Source organism: Pseudoalteromonas sp., from assembly GCF_036960685.1.
Classification (GTDB): domain Bacteria; phylum Pseudomonadota; class Gammaproteobacteria; order Enterobacterales; family Alteromonadaceae; genus Pseudoalteromonas.
The window spans coordinates 53,750-77,186 of record NZ_JBALXK010000022.1 but is presented as its reverse complement, the minus strand read 5'-3'; the positions used below and the strand labels follow the sequence as shown (position 1 = coordinate 77,186).

The following is a 23,437-nucleotide window of genomic DNA, read 5'->3' as shown; positions in this document are numbered from 1 at the left end:
TTATAATCAATTAATACTAACAGTTGACTTTTAACTGCTCTAGCGCAATTAACAATTTCTTTGATTTAGCGCAAGGTAATCGTTGATTTATGCTAGCCATTGCTTCTACAAACCAATTACAACCAAGCAATATACGGTCTCTGAATTTGCTAACGACTAACAACGGAGCAAAGCGGTTAAATAGCAGCTTGCCTTTGAGGAATATTTTATTACAATAAATCAAACTTAAATAAAATAAAAATAATTATGTTACCTACCCATTGCCAAAAAATATTACAGCAATTACCAAATCATCGACTACTCGCTCTAGACGTTCTGCGCGGGCTCACTATCACTGCGATGATCTTGGTTAATAACCCCGGTAGTTGGTCATATATGTACTGGCCACTTAAACATGCGCAGTGGCATGGTCTTACACCGACCGATTTAATTTTTCCATTTTTTATTTTTATTGTCGGAATGTCGATCACACTTTCTGTTAATGCTATGCAGGCTAAAGGCATTAGTAAACAACAAATAGTTAAATCGGGGCTGGTTCGTACTGTAAAGCTGATTGCATTAGGTTGGTTTTTAGCGCTGTTTTATTACAACTTCCGCGATCCTAACTTTAGTTGGCTTGAACAACGCTTATTTAGCATTAGGGTGATGGGTGTGTTACAGCGAATTGGCGTTGTCTATATCATTGCGTTAGCCTGTTATTTATATTTAAAGCCAAAACACATTGTATTTTCTTTGCTTGGCTTATTAGTAGGTTATGCCGCATTAATGCAATATGTACCTTATAAATTGCCATCCGGCGAATTTGCCAGTGGATTATGGTTATATGGTAATAACCTAAGCGCATGGCTTGATAACTTAATACTTGGCGCACGGCATGTTTATTATGGCAATGCTGATCCTTTGCCGTTTGACCCTGAAGGTCTACTTTCAACTTTGCCAGCCATAGCAACAGCGTTATCTGGCATATTATGTAGCTGTTATTTAAATACTGAAAAAAATTTGTACAACCAAGTTAAAGTGCTGACATGTGTTGCCATTGTAAGCATTGTTTGCGGGTACTTACTTTCATATATAACGCCAATAAATAAAGCCCTGTGGACACCCAGTTATGTAATGATAAGCTCGGGACTGGCATTACTAAGTTATGCGCTGTGTAGCTATATTCTTGATATTCGTCGGTCTCGTTTATGGAGTGCACCATTTTTAGTATTTGGCGCCAATGCGATTTTATTTTTTATGTTCGCTGGGGTTGTCGGCCGTATTTTAATTATGATCCCTGTTGACGAAACAAACTTAAAAAACGTTATTTTTAGCAAATCCCTGCAACCACTGTTAGGGAACTACGCGGGTTCATTTGCTTTTTCTGTATTGTTTTTATTACTCTCTTATGCAGTGATGTATGCTTGCTATAAACGCCGTATTTTTTGGAAAGTCTAATGAAAAAAATTTTTGCAATGATGCTATTAACAGCATCTAACTACAGCTATGCAACTAACATAATTATTGATATAGCGCTCACCTGGCAGGATAAAGGCTACCGTGTTGGTAAAGCCGAGCAATGTATGAATTGGACCCGCGAAGTCCTCGTTAGCGCCTGTGGTGAGCACTTTAAATCCTTACAAACCAAAGCTCCCTGGGATGCTCACTTATTGGGGGAAGAAGACGAGCTTGCCGTGATCCATGCTGATTCACTAGCAGGCGATGAGTTAGGTAAAAAGATTACGCAATTAAGTGATGTGCAACAAGGAGATTTGCTGTTTTTTAAAAATACCTATGGTGACTGGGCTGAGGGTGTTATTACTCATGTAGGTATTGCCCTTGATAACACCCGCTATATCCACCGAATGACCTCAAATAAAGGAATTGTCAGAGTCGAAGCCATTCCAGATAAAGAATTTGCTAATGCTCTAAGGCTAGATAAAAAACTTTGTAAACCTAATTAACTAAACGAAGCTTTTGGTCATTTAAGGTTTTTTACTTTAATCGTTTGCTGAATCAATTTGTCTGCTAAAGGTGTAATGCGAGCCTCCTTGTAGTTTTCATTATGGCGATATCAATAGCAGACTAAAAATCTTACCTTCCATCGCTTAAAAAAGGAAATACGTGGGAAAAACACTCCCACGTATTTTAGCTATAAGAGTTTATTACTCAAAAATATGTACCCATAAATCATCACCCGTGCCATTATCATTTATCGCATATTCAAATGCTGCTTTAGGATAACGCTGGCCTTTACCAGATACATTGCTGTTATAACTCCCCCACTTTTGTAGGTTCCACTGTCCAAATGGGTCATTTACTGTGTAATGCGTGCCATCGAATCCTGTAACAACCATTATGTGCCCAGGGTTAGTAAACCAACCATGTACAATCGCCACTTTACCTGAGTTTACCGCATTACGAAGTTCAGTAATGGTGCCATTCGTTTTACTGTCTGCTCGCTTACTGCTGCCAGCACGACGTGCCATCTCATTGTATCCCCACTCTAAAGCTGGCACTGTTTGCAATACCCCGCCTAACTCTTCGTAAAGGTAATCAGGAGTACGGCCATTAACAGTAGGATCAGTAAAGCCTGCCATATCGGTTACCATCGCTAAAGATGTCACTGAACATGTGCCGTATGGGTCATAGTAGTTATTAAGCTGTTTATAGTAGGGCACAGCTGCCTGCGGTGGCGTCGGTGTATCATCGTTTGGTTTATCGGCCATCCATGGAAATAAAGTATTATTACCGCTGCTGCCTTGAACGTTTGAATCATACACCGTGCGTTGCCAGTTAACTTGTTGCCAATCATTCCATACTGCTTGCGGCACAGAGCCACCTGGTACACGCCAAACTGACGCATTCGGCCCTGCGGCATTAATAAAGTTATTGATTTGGCTTGCAGTGATCACATCATATTCTGTCGATACTATATGCCAAATAGGTTTATTAGCACCTAAAGTACGATACTCATTATTACCTGCTTCAATCCAACGTTTAGGATCAGCCATATACGATGCGCCCCACACTTCTACATACGTTTGTGGCATGTGAAAATCAACGTATTGATCGATAATTCCGACACTCATACCTTGTGCAATTGGATTACTCCATGTCGTAGCGCCCAATTTAAAATTGCTATCAGCAAAGCCTGCATTAATAGCGTCGCTGCGAGCGGTCGTGAATGCTTGAAACATGCTGTGTAGCTCGCTAGTTTTATTATTAAACTCAACTTCCACATCGCTTACAAATCCGACATAACCATACTGCGCCGCGTAAAAAAGCGCATCAGCTTGGGCTGTATAGCTTCCTGGATAATTATACGACCATGCCCACGGCTCAATACCCCGAGATTTATAAGTATTAGTAGTCACTGTAGAGCAAGCATCGGCAAACAAACTACAACTTTGAGTATCGTCAGCTATTTTGATGTAAACACGTTTAACGCCCATGGCAGCAAGCTCATCAGCTAACTGTGCATGAGTTTTATTTAATCCCGACTCGTCAATATACCAAAGCCAGACGCCCAAACGATTTTCAACGGCTTGAGAGCCACTGTTATCTTCCGCTAATTTATTTTTAACGCTGAGATAAAACCCTGCACTCCAGCGATTTTTATAGCAGGCTAAGCCACCATTGAGTTCAGTACAAGCTGCAACTTCTTCGTTACTAAAATTGCCGTATACATTATTAAGTTCACCACTTAGCTCTTCAAAACAATGTCCGCCATATGAACTGGAACGCACAGAACCAATCGGACAGTCAGCACTTCCGCGAATATTGCTGGCAAATGATTGTGACCAACGTAAAACGTCGATGGAATTGCCTTCAACAGAATATTGATAAGTATTACTACAGGCACTGCCACCACCAAATTGCTGGCATTTATCGACCATAGCCTTAGTAAATGGGCCAAACACGTCATTATTAATACGACAAAAATCTAAATTTTCGTCGTAGCTTGCGCCATCGGGACATAGAGCGAGCGCATTACCAGCCATCAATAGCGAGGCACCGATTGTCAGCTTTGTTAGTTTATTGTTCATTAATATTCCTATTGGTTCGTGAAGTTTAAATCAATCCATGTTTACTACTTTCCGAACTCTATAATGAAACATTAATTTAACATTTTCATGTTAATAACCATCGTTCAAACCTATATTGGAAATATAAAAATGCGGTTATGGGGGAACATAACCGCATTACTGTAAAACGCTTTAGCAACATTAAAGCTTTTTAAATATACCGAACTTAGAATTTGTAAGTAAATGACTACCTATCGCTTATACCGATAGGTAGTCATTCAATATTTGCAGTGTAAATTATTTAAAAGGTGACTTAATAAAATGATTTTTTAACGTGTGGCTTAACAATAAACCGCTCGTAACTAATAATACGCAACTTATGTTAATCAGTAGTTCATAGCCACTTAAATTGATTATTGTTGCAGCTAATAACGGTCCAACAATCAACCCAATTTTGAATGCACTGATACTCCAAGCGCTGTAATACTTTGTATTATCAATCAAACTCAGCAACGTCATCATTAAAGGGACTATTAAGCTCCATAAAATTTGATAGACTATGGTCGTGATTGCAAATAAATACAAAGTCCATGGGCTGGCTTTTATATAATTTAACACCAATAAACAAATAACTTGTAAGAGTATGATTAGCCAAACGGTCAACCGTTGGCCCAGCAATTTATAGATTTTCAAGCTCCACAACGACCCTATTATACTCAGCGTGAAACCTAAAGATAATATGCTACCAATTTGAAGAGGGGTTAACCCTAGCGATATACCTATTGGTTCAATATAAGCCCAAACACTGCCTTGAACTACATAATATAACGCGATAGCCAAAACGACTTTTAGAAGTATCAGGCTATTTTTATAGTTACTTTTAAATGTGCCATTTTGTTTATGATTAAGGTCATCATTTCCACTAAACCCATCACAAAAAAAGCAAATTATTAGTGTCAATAATATAAAAAAATTAAAAAAGATATAAATACTAGCCAAACCTAGATACTGGCTTATACCTGCAATACAGCTAAAACCAATAGTACCGTAAGCTATTTGACAACTAATGAGAGAAGAGAAAAGCTTTACTGCATTTTGTTGCTTCGCAATTGCTACCACAGCAATAGCGTATATGATCCCCGTTTCTAAGCCAGCTAAAAAACGTATAAAAAGCAGACTGTATGTAGGGAAATTCACACTAACAAACAACATATTTATGCTATTAGTAATAAAAAGTAGCATCAACATCATAAATACTACTTTGTGGAAATTAATCAATCTAAGCCAAAGAAAACTGCTCGCACTGGTTATTAAAACCCCCAGCATTTCTAAACTTGTCATCATGCTAATTTGCGAAGGATTAAGTTGGCTATAATTCGTATAAGCACCAATCACGCTCGGCATTAGTAAGCTGCTACCAGCTCCAACAACAGCCGCAAAAAGTAACGGCAGGTAATTTAATAGCTCAGAATTTATATAAAAGTGAGGTGGGTTATGTCGATTAGTAATCATCTGCTTGTGCGTACACAATGTGGCTGCCCCTACATTGTGTACTAATCATTTGTAATTATTATAATAATTACTTTACCTCATTAATAATAACTATACGAGAAATTTAAACCAATTGTACGGGGGCGTTGGTTAATACTACGATAACCCCAAGGGCCTGCAACACGTTGATATGATGTTTGCGTAAGATCATTAGCAATATTATCAACCCATAAGGTTGCATTCCAATTATCAACCCCATAGGTTACTGATGCATCAAAAGTAGTGTAGGCTTCAAAAATGAACGGATCTTCACCACGTGTTTGACGACCACTTAACACTTCATCAGTATAACGAGCACGTAAATTAGCACCTAAATAACCGTTACCCAGTTCAGTACTATAATCTAAACTTGCATTATGACGCCATTTCGGAGCGCCGCCTAACTTATCACCTTCAAGCCAAGTGCTACACTCTTGGCCTGGCATATCGTCAGCACCTTCGTATAAACACACTGTTTTAGTTTCTGTAAACTCGGCTTCAGATGTTGCGCTGCTTAATTTAAACGAAAGCTCGTCAGTAATTGAGTAGCGTAGCTGCATTTCAAAACCTTTAGATTCTGAATCAGGTCCATTTGTAGTACCATTTAGCGGAAATATTCCACCTAAAGTTTGGTCGTAGTATGTTTGTGTATTTTGCCATTCAATTTGAAAAATATTCGCTTGCAGATAAAGGTCTTTATCTAGCATATAACCTTTATAACCAAGCTCATAGTTAGTGGTTGTGTCTGGCTCAAAACGCTGAGTTGATTCTTTAACAGATAAATCACCTTCATCACGAAAACCATTCGTCCCACCGCGACGATATCCTTCGGATGCAGTAAAGTAGACTAAGTTATCATCATTAATGTCATACGATGTATTAAATTTAAAGATACTCTCGCCATTACCTTCATCTGTTGATACATCTTCAGTTATACCAATTGCACCGGTGTAATCGCTGATATTTTTATACGCTTTATCTTCCCAGTTAAATACACGCGCACCAATCGTTACATCCCATGCATCGGTAATTTCGTAACTAAGCTCACCGAATAACGCAAGTTCCATGTAGCTTGATGAAATATCTTCAAAATAACCGATATCACCTTCTTTACGATCTGGGTATAAATCATTAGCATCAAATCCACCCCATGCATCGAACATCGCATTATCTAGGCCTCTAAAATGCTCCCAAAACTTTAAACTGCTGTCTGTGTCAGTGTAATAAACACCCACAATCCATGATAACGGACCGCTGCTATTTGAAGTTAACCGTGTTTCGTGGCTAATACCTTCATTGCTATTATCAAATGTCATATAAGCAGATTCACGAGTTTGGTCTGCCCCTAAACCATCAATCCAACCATAATAAATATAACCTTCACCGATATAATCGCCCTGACCTACACGCTCATCGGTATAATACGATGTACTGCTTGATAGCTCTGCAAAACCTAACGACCAATCCAAATCAATGGATGACATGCTAAAACCGCGATCTGAGTACTCCTCGTGAACTGATTGCACCGTATACTCATCAACTTGTAATGGTGCAGTAGCCGGTGTGTAAGTACAGTCTTCGCTACTAAGGCCTTGTGCTGCACATGCTTCATCAACATCCCAAAGGCTTGCCCCCCGTGTACCGTGAGCGAGTTGGTCCTGCTCGATATGTGAAAAATTAACTTTAAAATTGTCGCTGGGTTGCCAAAGCAATTGGATCCGAGCTGAATCTGTGCGCTCCCAGTCATCATCTTTATAAAGTTCTTGCGCGCGATCAGGGCTGCCAAAACGGGTTTCATCATCTTCGAGCCATACCGCGTTCATTTTACGATCGGTAAAGCCACGGTCATCTAAGCGTGCAACATTGACGCGCATAGCAACAGTGTCACTTACTGGTACATTTACTGTCACGTCAGTATCGTTACTTATGCTACCTTCTTTAACCTGATAAATGCTGGTATTAAAATCAAATTGAAACTCACCTAACTGCGGCTTATTAGTAATATAACGAACCGTACCGCCTAAGCTACCACCTCCATATAAAGTACCTTGCGGGCCAAGTAGCGTCTCTACGCGAGCAACGTCTTTAATACGGTAGGCAATATTAGGAAGAGGTGTGCTATCAAGATAATAAGCAAGTGTTGAAGTTGTAAAGCGCTCTAAGTTATTGGCGTTTACGTTTGCCACGTTAAGACCACGTACGGTTACTGAATCAGAAAAGCGAGAACTGTTACCCGGTGAACTGATCACAGTGCTGTCTTTAATCAATGATTTTATATCTGCAATATTTTTCCGACGTAGCTCTTCTTCACCCATTGCTGTAATATTCATGGCTGTTTTGGTCGCGATTGTGTTGCGACCCGATGATGTTACTTCAATTACTTCTAGTTTTTGCTTGTTGTTTTTAAGTGCCTCAGCTGTAGTATCTTCATCAGCTGCTGTTGCAAGATTACTTAATAAGCTTGCACCAATGATTAACGCTAAGCGATTTAGTTTAAACTTTGTCATTTGTCACCCCAGTATTTTATTGTTTTAATTTATATTTTAATTTATTTTATTTTTTTTAAAAATGTGAGATAAATTATTCCCACGCATTCTGTGTTGGCATCAGCATCTAAGATCACGTATGTTACGTAAAGTTAGAAACTATAGGTTGAGGCGATAGGAAAAGTGCAATTATCCATAGAGCAGTTAGAAGCGTTTATTTGCGCAGTAGAAGAAGGCAGCTTTTCAGCAGCCGCCAGACGATTAGGCAAAGCACAATCTTCAATAAGTGGGTTAATCAGCAATTTTGAAATTGATACCGGTTTTAGTGTGTTTGATCGAACAAGTCGTTCACCAAAGTTAACTAAACAAGGCTTAGCAATTTATAATGACATTCGTACTGTCATAAATAGTCATAAAAACCTATCAATACGTATTGCGCATATTGCTGATGATATTGAAACAGAGCTCACTCTAGCTTATGACGAATTAGCATTGCCTAAAACTACAATTTTAAAAGTACTTGAACAATTTTCGAATACATTTACTACAACTTCGCTATTATTGATTGCGGCTCCTCACAAAGGTGCATTCAAGTTAATAGACAGTGGCCAAGCCGATATTGCAGTAGCACTGAGTCAAGACGATTACCCCGAACAAGTTGCTTTTAGAGGTATTGGTCATGCGCACTACTATACTGTTGTTGCGCCAAGTCATCCGTTATCGCAGTTAGATACCGTATCAACGAATGATTTAGCACTTTATCGTCATATTCGTATTACCGATCATGGCACTGGCTTTCGCCATTTTGATAGCGAGCTATCAACTCAATGCTGGTATGTGAATGACGCTTCAATGCTCATTGAAATGGTGGAAAGTGGTTTTGGTTGGGCGCAATTACCTGCAAGTGCGATTAAATCGGCGCTACGAGATGGAGATTTAATAAAACTTAACACTCAACATCAAACGGTTACCTTTCCGCATTGTATTGATATGTTATGGCAACATCAAAGCAGCTCAGGGCCTGCATTGCAGTGGTTACTAAACGCACTTACACAAGCAGGCCAGTCAACAACTAAGCAACCTTTATAATCCGCGTCTAAAATCAGCAACTGATTTTGCCAAAATAGCTAACGAAGGCTCTAAAGCTTGTGCTGTGTTTACTGCAGTGCCATACAAGCGAATGGCTTGCTCTTGTGGCGCAAGCTCCAATAAAATGCCACCGCCAGTAGAGTGCCCTGTAATGTTTAAGGTTAAATTACCTTGATAACGGGGTTCAAACTCATAGCCTGGACGAATTCGAAACCCAGCTTTTTTTAAACTGCTAAATAGTGGGTAATCATTCAGTAAAAAATAACTGAGCTTAAACGTTTCATCACTAATAGCTCGTTCATCAAGGATAATTTGCACTCCTCCAATGTAAAGCTCCTTACCTTTATACTCTTCAGCCATAATAATATCGGCGTCAAAATGCAAAGAAATAAGGGTATCACCTTCACTTACCGCTTGTTTTAACAGTTTGTCGTAATTTTCGTAAGCTAAATTAAACTGCTCTTTTGTAGTTATTCGGCCGCTATCAATTAACTCTTCAACTTTTAAAAGTGTATAACTTAGCCCTTGTGCCTGTAATTGCTTAGCAAACACATCAGCTGCGGGGTCGATAAAGTCACGCTCACGCCCTTGCGCACCGCCACTGCTTAAATTGAGATCCTCAGGAAGTGTATGATCGGTTAAAATAACCACATCTGCTTGTTTTACTTGCTCACTTGATTGAGCAAAGCTGGGAAGTGGTTTTACAGTTTGCACATCATTTGTGTTACTGCAGGCACTCAATATCAGCATACTGGCGAGTATGCTTAAGTGTGTTTTCATCATAATTTTTCCTTGCTGATTTTATTATTATTTTTGTGTGCTATTTTGGTCTAACAAATACAACACTGATTGATAATTAACGCCGCTGTGTTGGGTTAAGCCTATTTCACAGCTACGACTATTAGAAACCCCTGTACTGCAATTTTTAGGGACTTGGCTGCGCAAGGTTTTTAATGCGTTGCTATTTAGCTCTGGTAAGTTAAAACCTTTATCACCGGCAAAACCACAACATTCAATATCCGCGGGAATAATCACTTCACTGCAACATGCTTTTGCCACAGCAACCAATTGCTGCTCGCTGCCACGGCGTTTGCTGCTACAAGTAACATGCAGCATTACCGGTTCTGATTGTGCAGTGAGTGTTAACCTAGGCAGTAAATATTGATACGCAAACTCTGCGCTTTCAAGAACCGTTAAGCCGCGCTGTTGTGCTGCGGCTGTGGTGGTTAACGCGCATGGGCTGGCGTCAAAAATGATCGGATAACGGCCATGCTCAGATAGCTGCTGTGCGATATCAAGTAGTTGTTCGGCCTTGCTAGTTGCTTGTTTTGGCAAACCTTTACTCGCAAATGGCATCCCACAACATAGTTCACTGACTTGCTCTGGCAGTAACAATTCAATCCCCGCTTTGCTCGTTAAACTATGCATTACTTGCATGATTGAACGTTTATCCGCTGCACTTTCATCAGCGGCAAAAACGCGACTGGCACAGCTTGGTAAGTACACCACTTTATCCAGTTGCGGCAACGACTGCTGTTTACGATTAATTGGCTGCTCCCCTCGCGGCCACGCGGAATAATAAAGCGGTGTGCCAAATAACTTGTTAGCGGGTTTACTTAAACTGCGTAGCATTGGTGCGCCAATAATATTACGAATAACAGCTAGACTAGTTAAGCCAAATCGTGCGGAACTTGCCAGTGCCGCAAAATGTTTTACCGCAAAATTGCCAGCATAGGGGGCGGTTTTATTATTAGCTAATTGCTTTTGCCTTAGTGACTTTATAAATTCGCCAGTATTGATCCCAACCGGACATTTCATGCCACATAACCCAGTTGCGGCGCAGCTATCGATGCCTAGGTATTGAAAGTCATTTTCAATACTTTTTAATTGCCGATTAAGCTGCTGTTTAACGCTCAGCTCTTCGGTTGTAGCTAATGTATTAACTAACTCAGTGCGACGTCGCCATAAAGTGATGCGTTGACGCGGCGTTAGTGTCAGCCCTTTTGATGGGCAAACTGTTTCGCAAAAACCACACTCTATACATTTGTCGATGATGTCGTCGCTGCTGGGCATGGATTTAAGATTTTGAATATGGCAATTTTCATCGGCGTTGATGATCACCCCTGGGTTTAAAATATGGTCTTTATCAAATAGTTGTTTAATACGCTGCATTACCGCAAAACCATCAGCCCCCCACTCTGTTGCAACAAACGGTGCCATATTGCGCCCAGTACCATGCTCGGCTTTCAATGAACCATTTAGTTCAATGGCAACTAACTGTGACACATCTTGCATAAATTGCTCATAACGCACTACTTGCGCAGGGGTGTCAAAGGCTTGAGTAAACACAAAATGTAAATTACCCGCTAAGGCATGACCAAAAATAATCGCTTCATCGTAGCCGTATTTATCAAATAATTGATGCAGTGCCTGCACACCTTGCGCTAATACGTCCAGTTCAAACGCCACGTCTTCGATGATCACTGTAGTGCCATTTTTACGTACTGCGCCCACCGCTGGGAATGTGCCTTTACGAATATTCCACAATAGCGCGTTGCGTTTTACATCCGTTGAAAACGCTATTGTCGCTAATTGGTGGGTGCTAAAGTTTGCGACTAATTGCTCAACTTGCTGTTGTAACTCAGTCAGTTTTTCGCCATTTTCAGCACGCACTTCAATAAGTAGCGCTGCACTTTCAGCTGGGTAGCTGTGCACATCTTTAGGCATAACGTCATGCTCAGCCACCGACACTAGCGAGCGTTTATCGAGTAACTCAACCGCCGCCACATCTAAGTTTGCCAATTGCTTTACTAATTCACAAACTTGGCTTATATCGTCAAAAATAATAAACGCGGTGCTTTTATGGGCATGCTCAACCACCGTATGATAGGTAATGTCGGCAATGAATCCGAGTGTGCCTTCTGAGCCAATTATTAAATGTTTAATAATTTCAATTGGGTCTGTGTAATCAAGCAACGCATTTAAACCATATCCAGTGGTATTTTTTAAACGATATTTATGCGCAATGCGCTGCGCCAGCTCTAGATTACTAGTGACCTCCTGGGCAAGCTCAGTAAGTTTTTGAATAAACTGCGGATGAGAGTGTAAAAATTCAGCACGGCTTTGTTCACAACGGGTATCAAGTACTGCGCCGTCAGCGAAGATTAAGGTCATGTCTTTTACAGTGTGATAACTGTTTTGTGCAACACCACAACACATGCCGGACGAGTTATTTGCGGCCATACCGGCAATTTTACAACTGTTGATTGAGGCCGGATCGGGGCCAATTTTACGACCAAAAGGCGCAAGTAACTGATTAACGCGAGCACCAATAATGGCAGGCTCTAAGCGAATGGCATGGCCTTGGTTTTCAATTTCATAGCCTGACCACGAGTCGGCAAGTAACACTAACACCGAATCAGTGATTGCTTGCCCTGAAAGACTGGTGCCAGCAGCGCGAAAAGTGATCGCTACTTTATACGTTGCAGCAGCTGTGATGACCTGTTGCGCTTGTTGCTGATCAGCAACCAATACTATTAACTGAGGCACTAAACGATAAAAGCTGGCATCGGTGCCAAACGCATAGCGCCTAGCGTAATCTTCAATAAACGCTGAGGCAGGCAGTTTATCACTCAATTGTTGTTGAAAAAGTGTCAGTGCTGTTGCCATTATTGTGCCCCTTGGTGATGTCGTTAACTTGATTGGCGACCCACCAATCTTTATGGAATATATTATTACTTGAAACAGAGATGAATTACTATCAATAAAAGCCTCTGTAATATTAATTTTTTTCATCTAAATAACTATTAAGACTTAATATTTATGTAATCTTAAGGCAAGCGTGTGATTCATCGGTGGTTTTTGCAGTTCAGAAATAAAACCGTTAATGTGATAGAAATATGTTGTATTTTAGTCCAAAATGGCATTAATATCAGGAATAAAATATTCACAAATAAAATAAGCAATTCAGCTTTGGAGCCTACTGTGTTAAATAAGTTTGCCATATCATCAATTCTCTTTGGACTAGGGTGTTTAATACCAATGAAATCGACCTTTGCAGCGACAAATTTAACCCTTGAGCAACAGCTTGGTCAAAAGCTAATGCTCGATTTTCGTTACTATTGTGAGCAAGACAGCGAGAACACCCCACAGCAAAAATGCCGTAACGCAGTGACCAAGCTGCCCGATGACTTAGCCAAAGTGATCACCAAGCATAATATTGGTGGCGTTATTTTATTTGCAGAGAATATTGATAGCATTTCCCAAATCGTTAAATTAAATAATGCCATGCAACAAGCTGCAGCAAAGTCGAGCTTAGGTGCACCATTGTTTATCTCAATTGACCAAGAGGGCGGTCGTGTAGCCCGTATTCCTCGTGATGTAGCGACCTCATTTACTGGCAATATGTCAATTGGCGCGAGTTATAAAGTACACGGCACTAAGTTTGCGACTGAGTCGGCGCAAGTCATTGCCGAGGAATTAAAGGCAGTGGGTGTTAATGTTAACTATGCCCCCACTGTTGATGTCAATATGAATCCTGATAACCCGGTGATCAATGTACGGTCATACGGCGAAGATCCAACATTGGTGAGTATTTTAGGCGGCGCACAAGTTGCTGGTTTTGAAGGCAATGGTGTTATTACTTCGTTAAAGCATTTTCCGGGTCACGGCGATACTAATGTTGATAGTCACACCGGTTTACCTAAAGTAATGCATGACAAAGAAACCATCTGGGAAAAAGATTTACCGCCATTTCAATCGATCATTAAAAATCAAAACCCAGGTATGATCATGACTGCGCATATTCAATACCCTGCGCTGGATAGCAGTACGTTTGTTAGTAAAGATGGCAAAACCATGATCAAACCCGCCACCATGTCGCATAAAATCATCACCGAATTATTGCGCGATGAAATGGGCTATCAAGGTGTGGTGATCACCGATGCACTCGATATGGCTGGTATCAGCCACTTTTTTGAACCTATCGAGGCAGTTGTAAATACTTTTGCTGCGGGTGTTGATATTGCATTAATGCCGATTGAAATTCGTAGCCCTAAAGATTTAGCGGTGCTTGATCAACTTATTACTCGCTTAGTCAGCGAAGTAAAAAAAGGCAATTTAAACGCCGACGAAGTCGCTACCTCGGCGCAGCGCATCATTAATTTAAAAAGTAAGTTTAAATTAACAACTGAGCTTAACGAATCCTTAGCTATGCAAAAAGCACAGCTGATTTTAGGTGATGAAAGTCATCGTAAAGTAGAAGCAGAGTTAGCACTTGCTGCCATTACTGAAGTTAAAAATGACAAAAACACTTTACCAATTAAACTCAGCGCCAATACTAAAGTACATATCATTATGCCTGATACCCGAAAGTGTATCGCGTTACAGCAGGCAATGCAGGAGCATACACAGCAACAAGTTTCATTTAGCTGCACCAGCTTGCAAGGCTTTGAACCTATTGCAACGCTAAAAGCGCTTAACGAAGCGGATGTCATCATCGCGGGTAATGCTTCACCAAATCAAAGTGCGGTTGAAGTTGGCGGTATGGATGATCTCTCAGACAACCCAAACTTCGCAATTGCTAAGGCAGATCAAGGCCCGGCACTTGAAAAACTGCTTCAGCAAGCACAGTTGGCTGATAAGAAAACAGTTTTTGTGAGCCTACGGGCACCGTATGATATTGCCACGTTTGGCCAATATGCAGATGCAATTTTAGCAACTTATGCGTATAACATAGATGTAGATAATGATGTTAAAGTAGCAGGACCGGCTTTTACAGCCCTTGCAAAAGTACTAGTTGGTGAAAAACCAGCACAAGGTACTTTACCTGTCACAGTAAATGGCATTAATAACAACTAAGTTCAAGAGGATACTATGCAACATAACGCATCACTTACAACGCCTTACGCTATTAGAAATATGATTCGTAATGAAGATTACACCGGTCATACTTCAGGATTTGTGCCTGGTTTTGTACAAGCTAATTTAGTGATTTTACCCCAGAAGTATGCGTTGGATTTTTTACAATTTTGCCAAGTAAATAAAAAGTCATGCCCGATTGTTGCAACCAGCCGCTTAGCAGGTGCTACGAGTATTCCTAATGTCGCTCATGATTTAGATATTCGTACAGATTTACCACGCTATCGTATTTTTAAAAACGGCCAATTGATTGAAGAAGTCACCAATATCAAAGAGCAATGGCGCGATGATTTAGTGACCTTTTTAATCGGTTGCTCATTTTCATTTGAAGAGCCACTAAAAGCAGCTGGAATAGAAATACGTAATATTACAGAAAACAAAAATGTGCCTATGTACATGACTAATATTCCTTGTGAAAGTGCCGGTATATTCCACTCAAATATGGTCGTGAGTATGCGACCAATGAAGCCGGCAGACGCTATTCGCGCAATCCAGATTTGCAGTCGCTTTCCTGATGTGCACGGTGCACCGGTGCATTTTGGTGATCCGGCTGCAATCGGTATTAAAGATATTTACCGCCCTAACTTTGGTGAATCTGTCACCATTAAAGAAGGTGAAGTACCCGTGTTCTGGGCATGTGGCGTCACCCCGCAAATAGCGATAGCGAATGCCGCACCTGATTTTTGCATCACCCATAGCCCTGGGCATATGTTGATCACCGATATTCAAAACGCCCATATTTCGGCTTTTTAAACGGAAACAATAATGAAGCTCAATTGTGATTTAGGTGAAAGCTTTGGCGCGTGGCAAATGGGCCTCGATAGTGAGGTAATGCCACATATCGATATGGCTAATATCGCCTGTGGTTTTCATGGTGGTGATAGCGATGTGATGGCCAACACCTTAGCACTTGCCAAACAACATAAAGTACTGATTGGTGCTCACCCAAGCTACCCTGATAAGCAAGGTTTTGGGCGTCGCTCGATGGCCTTAACAGCACAAGAGCTAACCAACTGCTTACATTATCAAATAGCCGCAATTGAAGGCATGGCAAAAGTGCAAGGTCTCAACTTAAGCTATGTAAAACCTCATGGTGCGTTATACAACGATATGATGGCTAATGAAACAATTTTACATACCGTCATGCAGGCTGTTGCTAGTTATTCCGCAGATTTGCAAATGATGATTTTAGCTACAGCACAAGCTGATCAACATAAACAACTTGCTCAGCAATATCAACTAACGCTCATTTTAGAAGCATTCGCAGATCGCCAATACACAGATGAAGGCCTGTTAGTTTCGCGCAGTCTAAGTGGCAGTGTGCATGATAAGAGCGCATTGCTGGCGCAAGTTAAACAGTTACTTGCTACAGGCTGTGTAACGACCCGCTCAGGTAAACAATTACCACTGCATGCAGATAGTATATGCGTTCACGGCGACAACGCTGCGGGCATTGCCCTTATTGAAGAGATCAAAGCACTATGCCACACCCGTTAAGTGATGTGCAATTAAGCACCACGATTGAAACCATGATGGTGGAGCAAAACCTTCGCGGCATGCAAAGTCTTTATGCTCATCAACAGACGGGCACTTACCTACGCGCTGCAAAGTCGTTATTTGATGCAAAAAACACAGTGCTCATTGGCACCGGTTTTGCGGTAAAACAAACCTTTGAAACTGATGGCCCAGTCGGTGCGATTGCTTTATACAATGCATTGCAAGCACTTGGTAAACAACCCATATTAGTATGTGGCAACCCCCTTTACAGTGCCCTTAAAAATGACTTTAATTGCTTTGAGTTGCCACTTAATAACTTTGCTGATGCGCTATCATTTAGCCAAGCAGCGTTGGCAGAGCTAAAACCGGATTGTGTATTATCAATCGAGCGCCCAGGGCTTTGCAATGGCAATAAATATTACAATATGCGTGGCATCGATATATCTGCTGATTGTGGCTGTTTTGATTTTTTTATTACACAAGCCCCCTGCCCTACCGTTGCAATTGGCGATGGCGGCAACGAAATTGGTATGGGCAACTTATCGCAATATATGACTGAGATGAGCATTATGCCAAGCCTCACTTGTTGTGATGAGTTGTTATTGGCTGATGTATCAAACTGGGCGGCCTACGGCATCATTACTTTTTTAAGCCGCTGGTGTGGCCAAGACTTGCTGGAGAATATCGATACCCTCGCAATCTTGCAATATTTGAGTGAACGCGGCAGCGTTGATGGCGTTACCCACAAAAACGAATTAACCGAAGATGGCCTACATGCAATGCATGGCCAACAACTTATCGCAAGACTACGTCAGCTTAGCGGTGTTGCCAATCAGAATGAGGATTTACAATGAGCACGGTGTATTTAAACGGCGATTATATGCGTGCTGAGCACGCAAAGATATCCCCCATGGATCGCGGTTTTTTATTTGGTGATGGTATTTACGAAGTGATCCCTGCCTACAATGGCAAAATGCTTGGCTTTGCCGCACATATAGAGCGCATGAATAACGGTTTAAATGAGCTGGAAATTAGCTTAGGTTATACAGCTGAGCAATGGCGTGAAATCTGTCAGCAATTGTGTGAGAAAAACCAAGGTGATAACTTAGGTATTTATTTACATGTTAGTCGCGGCGCTGACAGCAAACGTGCTCATGCTTATCCTAATGGCATAACACCCACTGTATTTGCGTACGCGTTCGAAATCCCTCCACAACCAGTTTGTGACATCGACAATGCTAAAACCTATACTGTGTCTGTAGAGCAAGACAAGCGCTGGCAGCGTTGCCACATCAAATCAACGGCTTTGCTTGGTAACGTTATGCACTACCAACATGGTGCCGCAGCAGGCAATAGTGAAACCATTTTATATAACCGTTTGGATGAACTCACCGAAGCAAGCTCAAGCAATGTATTTATCGTTAAAGATGGCGTTATTAGCACCCCTCCTTTAGATACCCAAATATTGCCCGGGGTCACTCGTTGGCTCATTTTAACTATTTTGCACAGCCACAGTGACTTTAAAGTGCAAGAACGCGTTATTACTAAGCAAGAGTTGTTTGCCGCAGACGAAGTGTGGATCACCAGCGCCACCAAAGAAGTGGGGCCCGTTGTAAAACTCAATGGGCAACCAGTTGCTGATGGCAAGCCTGGGAAAATATGGCAACAAGTACAGAGCTTATTTACTAAACACAAGTTTGATTATTAATAGCCCTAAGCGGTAAGCGGTAAGCGGTAAGCGGTAAGCGGTAAGCGGTAAGCGGTAAGCGGTAATTATAAAAGCCGTGTTTGTTAAGTAAACACGGCTTTTTAAATCCAATTAAATTTATACTTGCTTAGGCTGATACGAGCAAACTTCTATTACCTCATCACTTCTAGCCCCCCATCACTTCTAGTAAATCATCACTGCTTCACTAATAAACCGGTTATACAGTTAAACAGCATTTTTTGATGACATTCTATACTCTTACTTCCCCGTCATTTTGGCCATTTGCTTTAACCACTTATCTCGCTGCTCTGGCGTCGAACTGATGATTGGCCCAAGATATGTGGTTGAGATAACTTCAATGCCGCAAAAACCTAAAATAGTGTGCTTTAACTGCTTAGTGACTGGGGCACCTTGAACGAAACGATAATACCAAGCTGGCGTATCCAGCGTTAAAATAACCTCAGCTGTACGCCCTTTTAGCAGCTTATCGGGAATAGTTTTATTTGGTTGATACTGAAAGGCAAATCCAGGTAAAAACGTACGATCAATCACGCCTTTGAATTTTGCAGGCAAGCCGCCCCACCAGACGGGAATAAACAACACAATATGTGCAGCCCATTGCAACTGCGTTTGAAAATCAACTAAGTCAGCTTCTAGCGGTTGCACATTGTCATAGCCATTACTTAAATCGGGGTCAAACGTCATCGCACTAAGAGAAAGTGTACGTATTTCACACTCGCTGTTGCAGCTTTGACTATAGTTTTTGGCTAAAGCGTCGCAGAAGCTAGCTGGTTTGGGGTTTGCATCTATCACTAAAATACGTTTTTTCATACTAACTACTCCTTTAAAAGCAGTAGCATACACCCTGCCCTAAAGGGTAGAGTCAAGTACCGTTAACCTGATACTTGGTTATCCAAACACATTTTTATATCGCGGTGATAAAAATCTAGTAGCTCTTTTTGTTGTTCAAGTGCAGTAATATCTATCAATATTTGCTGCTTCTTGTCCTCGAGTAAAGCCATTACCGCAGGCCAATCCAAATCATGGCGAGTAATTTTAAGCTGTTTAAGTTGAGTTAAGCTTAACCCTAATAACTGTGCCCGTTTAATTAGGGTGACAAATTCTACATCAGCGTTTTCATAAATACGGTAACTTCCTTGTCGCTTAATGTCACTTAATAAACCAATCGCTTCATAATGCCGAATGGTTTTTACGGATACATCACAACGGGTCGCTATTTCGCCAATATACACCGCTCACTCCTTTGCCTGTTGCTGCATAATATTGATATATGAATCAACGTAATATTTTTCTTTATTTGCAGCTAAGAAAGCTAATAACTGCGCGTGAGCCGTGACTGAAATACTCAAATGATCACCACCTACACCATGAAAAAGAAGATTGATCAGCTGCGTTTTTGCGGGAACGTTTTTCACATACTCAATCAATTGCTGCCCAGTCACATCTGATGGCGCCCAAAGGACAGAACGCTCACTCTGATCAAGTCCTTTTATTGCCACAAAATGCGCTTTAAGCGGCTCTATAAAATCGTTACCAGCGGCTTGAGTATCAAAGCAAGGCGGCGTGAAAGTACGCTGCGTTTTGCCATCAAGTGCTTGTAAAAATACATTCGCAGTGAGTACTTCGCGTATCGCGCGTGCAGCGGTGTAATTATCAAGGTTTTGCTCCTCGTTAACCCACTCTCGGTTTGCTTTAGATGCGCTGCAGGGATGAAATAAACTGTGGTTACCAAGCTCATGCCCCTGACTTGCAAGTGCTTGCCAATCAGCCATACGTGATTGCACGTTCGCTGAGTTTGGCACTATATAAAACGAGGCTTTAAAGTTGTATTCATTTAGTGCGGGTACTGCGTTATCGAGTTGACTAACTAACGCATCATCATAAGACAGGCTCACCGCTATTTTATTATTGTCTGGCCATGTTGGTGCTATTTGAGCGTTAGCCGCTGGGTAACTAAGCCCTGCACACAACGCCAATAAAACAGTTATTTTAGTCATGTTTTTACCGTTAAATTGCACGATTACGCAGCCTGAATGAAACAAAATATATTCAGTTTATTACCGTCTAAATCACGGAAGTAACCAGCATAAAAGCCCGGCATTTCTCGCGGTCCAGGTGCGCCTTCATCGGTTGCGCCAAGTTCCATTGCCTTTGCATGAAAAGCATCTACTTGTGCAGGAGTCTCAGCCGCAATCGCGATCATAGTGCCATTACCCACTGTTGCAGCCTGACCGTCATACGGTTTAGTAACTGAAAAACCAGGCTGCTTAGGGTCAACACTCCAAGCGACAAACTTGTCAGTCTCTAGAAACCGTTGCGCATTAAGTAAAGAGAATAGTTCATCATAAAACGCCACGGCATCTGGCAGATTATTGGTACCTAACATTGTATAGCCAATCATAATTATTCCTTTTAATTGTGTTTAATTTAAATTATGCGTTCTAAGCTATTTTGTCCACTTCTTATCGCATTAAGGTGTATTTTTAATCACCGTTACTTTATAACAGTTATATCATTAACTAATAATAAGGAATAACAATGAAGTTGATTGCCCCTTTTGCACTATTAACGACCATCAGTTTTGCAAGCTTTGCCAGTCCATCACAGCAAACTCTACAACTTGAAAATGTTTTCGACCTTGAATATGCCAATCAAATTGAAATGACTAATGATGGGAAAACGGTGTACTTTGTGCGTAATCGCATGGATATTAAAAGCGACCGTAAAGTAAGTAATATTTGGTCTGTAGATAGTAATTCCAAACAGCTACAGCCACTTACATCAGGTGTGCATATGGACTATGCGCCAGTGCTTTCTCCGGATGAAACACGCTTAGCGTTTATTTCAACACGCGATGGCAGTAGCCAAATTTATGTTAAGTGGTTAAAAACAGGCGCGGTCGCAAAAATTAGTAACTTAACCCAAAGCCCATCTAGTTTGCAGTGGACACCTAATGGTCGCCAATTGCTGTTTAGCCAATTTGTGCCAAGCAAAGCTGCCTCTCCTGTAAGCCTGCCTGGTAAACCCGACGGTGCCAGTTGGGCTGAGCCTGCTAAGTTTATTGATGATGTATATTATCGTGCTGATGGCGGTGGCTATACAAAACCAGGCTTTCGTCACTTATTCAGTATCGACGCCAATAGTGGTAATGCTCGCCAGTTAACCTCTGGTGACTTTGATCATAGCGGACCAATCAGCTTTGCTGATGATGGAAATACCCTCTATTTTTCGGCAAATCGACATGCTGAATTTAAGCTCAAACCAACGAACTCCGAGATTTATCAGCTGACCTTAAAAGACCTACAGATCAGTGCGGTCACCGACCGCATCGGGCCTGATAACCAACCTCAAGTATCACCGAATGGCCGCTACCTCGCCTACACAGGTTATGATGATAAACTAACCAATTATGAAAATAGCCAATTATATATTCGTGATTTAAAATCGGGGGAAACCACCAGTTTAACCGCCGATTTTGACCGCAGTGTTGGTCAAATAAAGTGGGCCGATAACTCCAATGGCCTATTTTTTAGTTACGCCAGTGAAGGACAAACCGTACTTGCTTATCAACCGCGCAGTGGCAAGCGTAAAGTCATTACCGAAAAAATTGGTAGTGTGTCTTTTGGCCGCCCATACTCAGGTGGCGATTTTGATATCAGCGATGATGGTGATGTCGCAATTACCCTAGCCGACACCCAGCGCCCTGCCGATATCGCCATAGTTAAAAATGGCAAAACACTACGCCTAACCAAACTAAATGATGATGCTTTAGGTAACAAGCAGCTAGCGAAAGTAGAAGAGTTCTGGATTAAATCAAGCCATGACGATTTACCAATCCAAGGCTGGGTTGCTTACCCACCGGGCTTTGACAGCAGCAAAAAATACCCACTTATTTTAGAAATTCATGGCGGCCCTGTAGCCAACTATGGCCCGCATTTTAGTGCTGAAGTACAATTATTTGCAGCCAAAGGTAATGTGGTTTTATACATGAACCCGCGTGGCAGCGACTCCTACGGCAAACAGTTTGCACAAACGATTCATCACAATTATCCAAGTAACGATTTTGATGATTTAATGACCGGAGTTGACGCCTTAATTGCCAAAGGCTTTATTGATAAGTCTAAACTATTTGTTACTGGCGGCTCAGGCGGTGGTGTGCTCACTGCGTGGATTGTGGGTCATACTGACCGCTTTGCAGCAGCCGTGGTAGCAAAACCGGTGATCAATTGGATCAGCTTTGTACTAACTGCAGACTTCTACCCATTCTTTGCCGACTACTGGTTCCCGGGTAAACCATGGGATCATATTGAGCATTATATGAAACGCTCTCCAATAAGCTATGTCGGTAATGTTAAAACACCAACCATGCTATTAACCGGTGAAGCTGATTACCGTACGCCAATTTCAGAGACAGAGCAATTTTACCAAGCACTGAAACTGCAAGGGGTTGATACTGCGATGGTACGCATTCCAGATGCCTCCCATGGTATTACGCAGCGCCCATCAAACTTGATGGCTAAAGTAGCCTATATCCAATGGTGGTTTGACAAACATAGTAAATAGAAGTGAGTTAGCGAGCTGAGAAAGTACAGTTAGCGAGTTTAGAAAGTTAGAGCAGTTAGCCTAATTTTCCCTTGCTAACTTTACTCTCGCTAACTTTACTCTCGCTAACTTTTTGTAAACCCCCTTTACACTAATAATGTGAGTAACTCCTTACATACTTAAAAAAAGTATCGGACTTTGTCTAGCAATTGAGTTAGTAAAATTTCGGTTTATGACATTTTTAGGTCGCTGAGTTGGTAAAAAATCGGTTTGAGTCACTGTTTATGGCGTTTGAGTTGGTAAAAAAGTGGTTTATTCTCGCTTAGAGTTGGTAAAAAATCGGTTTATATTTTTAGTTTAAAGACCAATTCCAGGTATTTTGACCTGAAATTGCCCTTACCAATAGCCAAAAAAAGCATTTAAGCGTACTTTTTATTAAAAAATAGCGAGTAAAAGCTAGGCTGATTAAATACTGATCCAAACATTTAGGTAAAACTGAGCAGCTAGTTAAACTCTGATCCAAATCGGAAGTCTGAAATTATCAGCTAGTTAAATAGTGATCTGAGTTAGCGCAATTTTGTTCAAGGCGGGACTGAATGTAACTGTTGTTTATAAACTAAAAAAGGGCCTTGCGGCCC

18 protein-coding genes are annotated in these 23,437 nt (G+C 41.2%); 9 read left to right on the top strand and 9 right to left on the bottom strand.

Annotated elements, in window-relative coordinates; all coding sequences use genetic code 11:
• The first annotated feature begins 246 nt into the window (after positions 1–246).
• Both V7783_RS16680 and V7783_RS16675 read left to right on the top strand, forming a co-directional pair.
• On the top strand, positions 247–1,437 hold the full coding sequence (locus V7783_RS16680; RefSeq protein WP_335679680.1) for an acyltransferase family protein: 1,191 nt from the start codon (positions 247–249) through the stop codon (positions 1,435–1,437).
• Positions 1,437–1,943, top strand: a complete 507-nt coding sequence (locus V7783_RS16675) for an NlpC/P60 family protein (RefSeq protein ID WP_335679679.1) — start codon at positions 1,437–1,439, stop codon at positions 1,941–1,943. Before V7783_RS16680 ends, V7783_RS16675 begins: the two co-directional genes overlap by 1 nt.
• Positions 1,944–2,144: 201 nt before the next feature.
• On the opposite strand, the gene V7783_RS16670 is transcribed toward V7783_RS16675, so the two are convergent.
• The 3 genes from V7783_RS16670 to V7783_RS16660 all read right to left on the bottom strand — a co-directional run bounded on the left by V7783_RS16670 (position 2,145) and on the right by V7783_RS16660 (position 8,044).
• On the bottom strand, positions 2,145–4,028 hold the full coding sequence (locus V7783_RS16670; protein ID WP_335679678.1) for a C39 family peptidase: 1,884 nt from the start codon (positions 4,026–4,028) through the stop codon (positions 2,145–2,147).
• A gap of 276 nt (positions 4,029–4,304) precedes the next feature.
• Positions 4,305–5,519 carry an MFS transporter gene (locus tag V7783_RS16665; RefSeq protein WP_335679677.1) on the bottom strand — a complete coding sequence of 405 codons (1,215 nt, stop codon included), beginning with the start codon at positions 5,517–5,519 and terminating at the stop codon, positions 4,305–4,307.
• An 80-nt stretch (positions 5,520–5,599) separates the two neighbouring features.
• The gene (locus tag V7783_RS16660) at positions 5,600–8,044 is read right to left on the bottom strand and encodes a TonB-dependent receptor (protein WP_335679676.1); all 2,445 of its coding nucleotides are present in this window, start codon (positions 8,042–8,044) and stop codon (positions 5,600–5,602) included.
• Between the two features lie 162 nt (positions 8,045–8,206).
• Here V7783_RS16660 and V7783_RS16655 point away from each other — a divergent pair, with 162 nt between their 5' ends.
• Positions 8,207–9,112, top strand: a complete 906-nt coding sequence (locus V7783_RS16655) for a LysR family transcriptional regulator (RefSeq protein ID WP_335679675.1) — start codon at positions 8,207–8,209, stop codon at positions 9,110–9,112.
• On the opposite strand, the gene V7783_RS16650 is transcribed toward V7783_RS16655, so the two are convergent.
• Together V7783_RS16650 and V7783_RS16645 are read right to left on the bottom strand one after the other, a co-directional pair.
• Positions 9,107–9,895, bottom strand: coding sequence for a hypothetical protein (locus tag V7783_RS16650; RefSeq protein WP_335679674.1), 789 nt, complete (start codon positions 9,893–9,895; stop codon positions 9,107–9,109). The genes V7783_RS16655 and V7783_RS16650 overlap by 6 nt on opposite strands.
• A 24-nt stretch (positions 9,896–9,919) precedes the next feature.
• A complete protein-coding gene (locus tag V7783_RS16645) occupies positions 9,920–12,781 on the bottom strand; it encodes an FAD-binding and (Fe-S)-binding domain-containing protein (RefSeq protein ID WP_335679673.1) in 2,862 nt (953 codons plus the stop codon).
• Positions 12,782–13,147: 366 nt separating this feature from the next.
• On the opposite strand from V7783_RS16645, the gene V7783_RS16640 reads away from it, so the two are divergent.
• Genes V7783_RS16640 through V7783_RS16620 form a run of 5 tightly spaced genes read left to right on the top strand, consistent with a single transcriptional unit; the run spans position 13,148 to position 18,236 of the window.
• Entirely contained in the window at positions 13,148–14,971 is a 1,824-nt protein-coding gene (locus V7783_RS16640) for a glycoside hydrolase family 3 protein (protein WP_335679686.1), read from the top strand.
• A gap of 15 nt (positions 14,972–14,986) precedes the next feature.
• Complete coding sequence (locus V7783_RS16635; RefSeq protein WP_335679672.1) at positions 14,987–15,784, top strand: putative hydro-lyase; 798 nt, start codon at positions 14,987–14,989, stop codon at positions 15,782–15,784.
• Positions 15,785–15,796: 12 nt separating this feature from the next.
• On the top strand, positions 15,797–16,528 hold the full coding sequence (locus tag V7783_RS16630) for a 5-oxoprolinase subunit PxpA (RefSeq protein ID WP_335679671.1): 732 nt from the start codon (positions 15,797–15,799) through the stop codon (positions 16,526–16,528).
• Complete coding sequence (locus V7783_RS16625) at positions 16,513–17,382, top strand: glutamate cyclase domain-containing protein (RefSeq protein WP_335679670.1); 870 nt, start codon at positions 16,513–16,515, stop codon at positions 17,380–17,382. Before V7783_RS16630 ends, V7783_RS16625 begins: the two co-directional genes overlap by 16 nt.
• Entirely contained in the window at positions 17,379–18,236 is an 858-nt protein-coding gene (locus tag V7783_RS16620; RefSeq protein WP_335679669.1) for an aminotransferase class IV, read from the top strand. The genes V7783_RS16625 and V7783_RS16620 overlap by 4 nt, the downstream gene beginning before the upstream one ends.
• A gap of 258 nt (positions 18,237–18,494) precedes the next feature.
• Here V7783_RS16620 and V7783_RS16615 read toward each other — a convergent pair whose 3' ends face one another.
• The 4 genes from V7783_RS16615 to V7783_RS16600 all read right to left on the bottom strand — a co-directional run bounded on the left by V7783_RS16615 (position 18,495) and on the right by V7783_RS16600 (position 20,658).
• Positions 18,495–19,067: an NAD(P)H-dependent oxidoreductase gene (locus V7783_RS16615; RefSeq protein WP_335679668.1), complete on the bottom strand. Its 573-nt coding sequence runs from the start codon at positions 19,065–19,067 to the stop codon at positions 18,495–18,497.
• 62 nt (positions 19,068–19,129) lie between these two features.
• A complete protein-coding gene (locus V7783_RS16610; protein WP_335679667.1) occupies positions 19,130–19,489 on the bottom strand; it encodes a MerR family DNA-binding transcriptional regulator in 360 nt (119 codons plus the stop codon).
• Between the two features lie 3 nt (positions 19,490–19,492).
• On the bottom strand, positions 19,493–20,254 hold the full coding sequence (locus V7783_RS16605; RefSeq protein WP_335679666.1) for a polysaccharide deacetylase family protein: 762 nt from the start codon (positions 20,252–20,254) through the stop codon (positions 19,493–19,495).
• Positions 20,255–20,277: 23 nt separating this feature from the next.
• Entirely contained in the window at positions 20,278–20,658 is a 381-nt protein-coding gene (locus V7783_RS16600) for a VOC family protein (protein WP_335679665.1), read from the bottom strand.
• A gap of 137 nt (positions 20,659–20,795) precedes the next feature.
• Between V7783_RS16600 and V7783_RS16595 the strand changes: the two genes are divergently transcribed.
• Entirely contained in the window at positions 20,796–22,820 is a 2,025-nt protein-coding gene (locus V7783_RS16595; RefSeq protein WP_335679664.1) for a S9 family peptidase, read from the top strand.
• Positions 22,821–23,437: the final 617 nt, after the last annotated feature.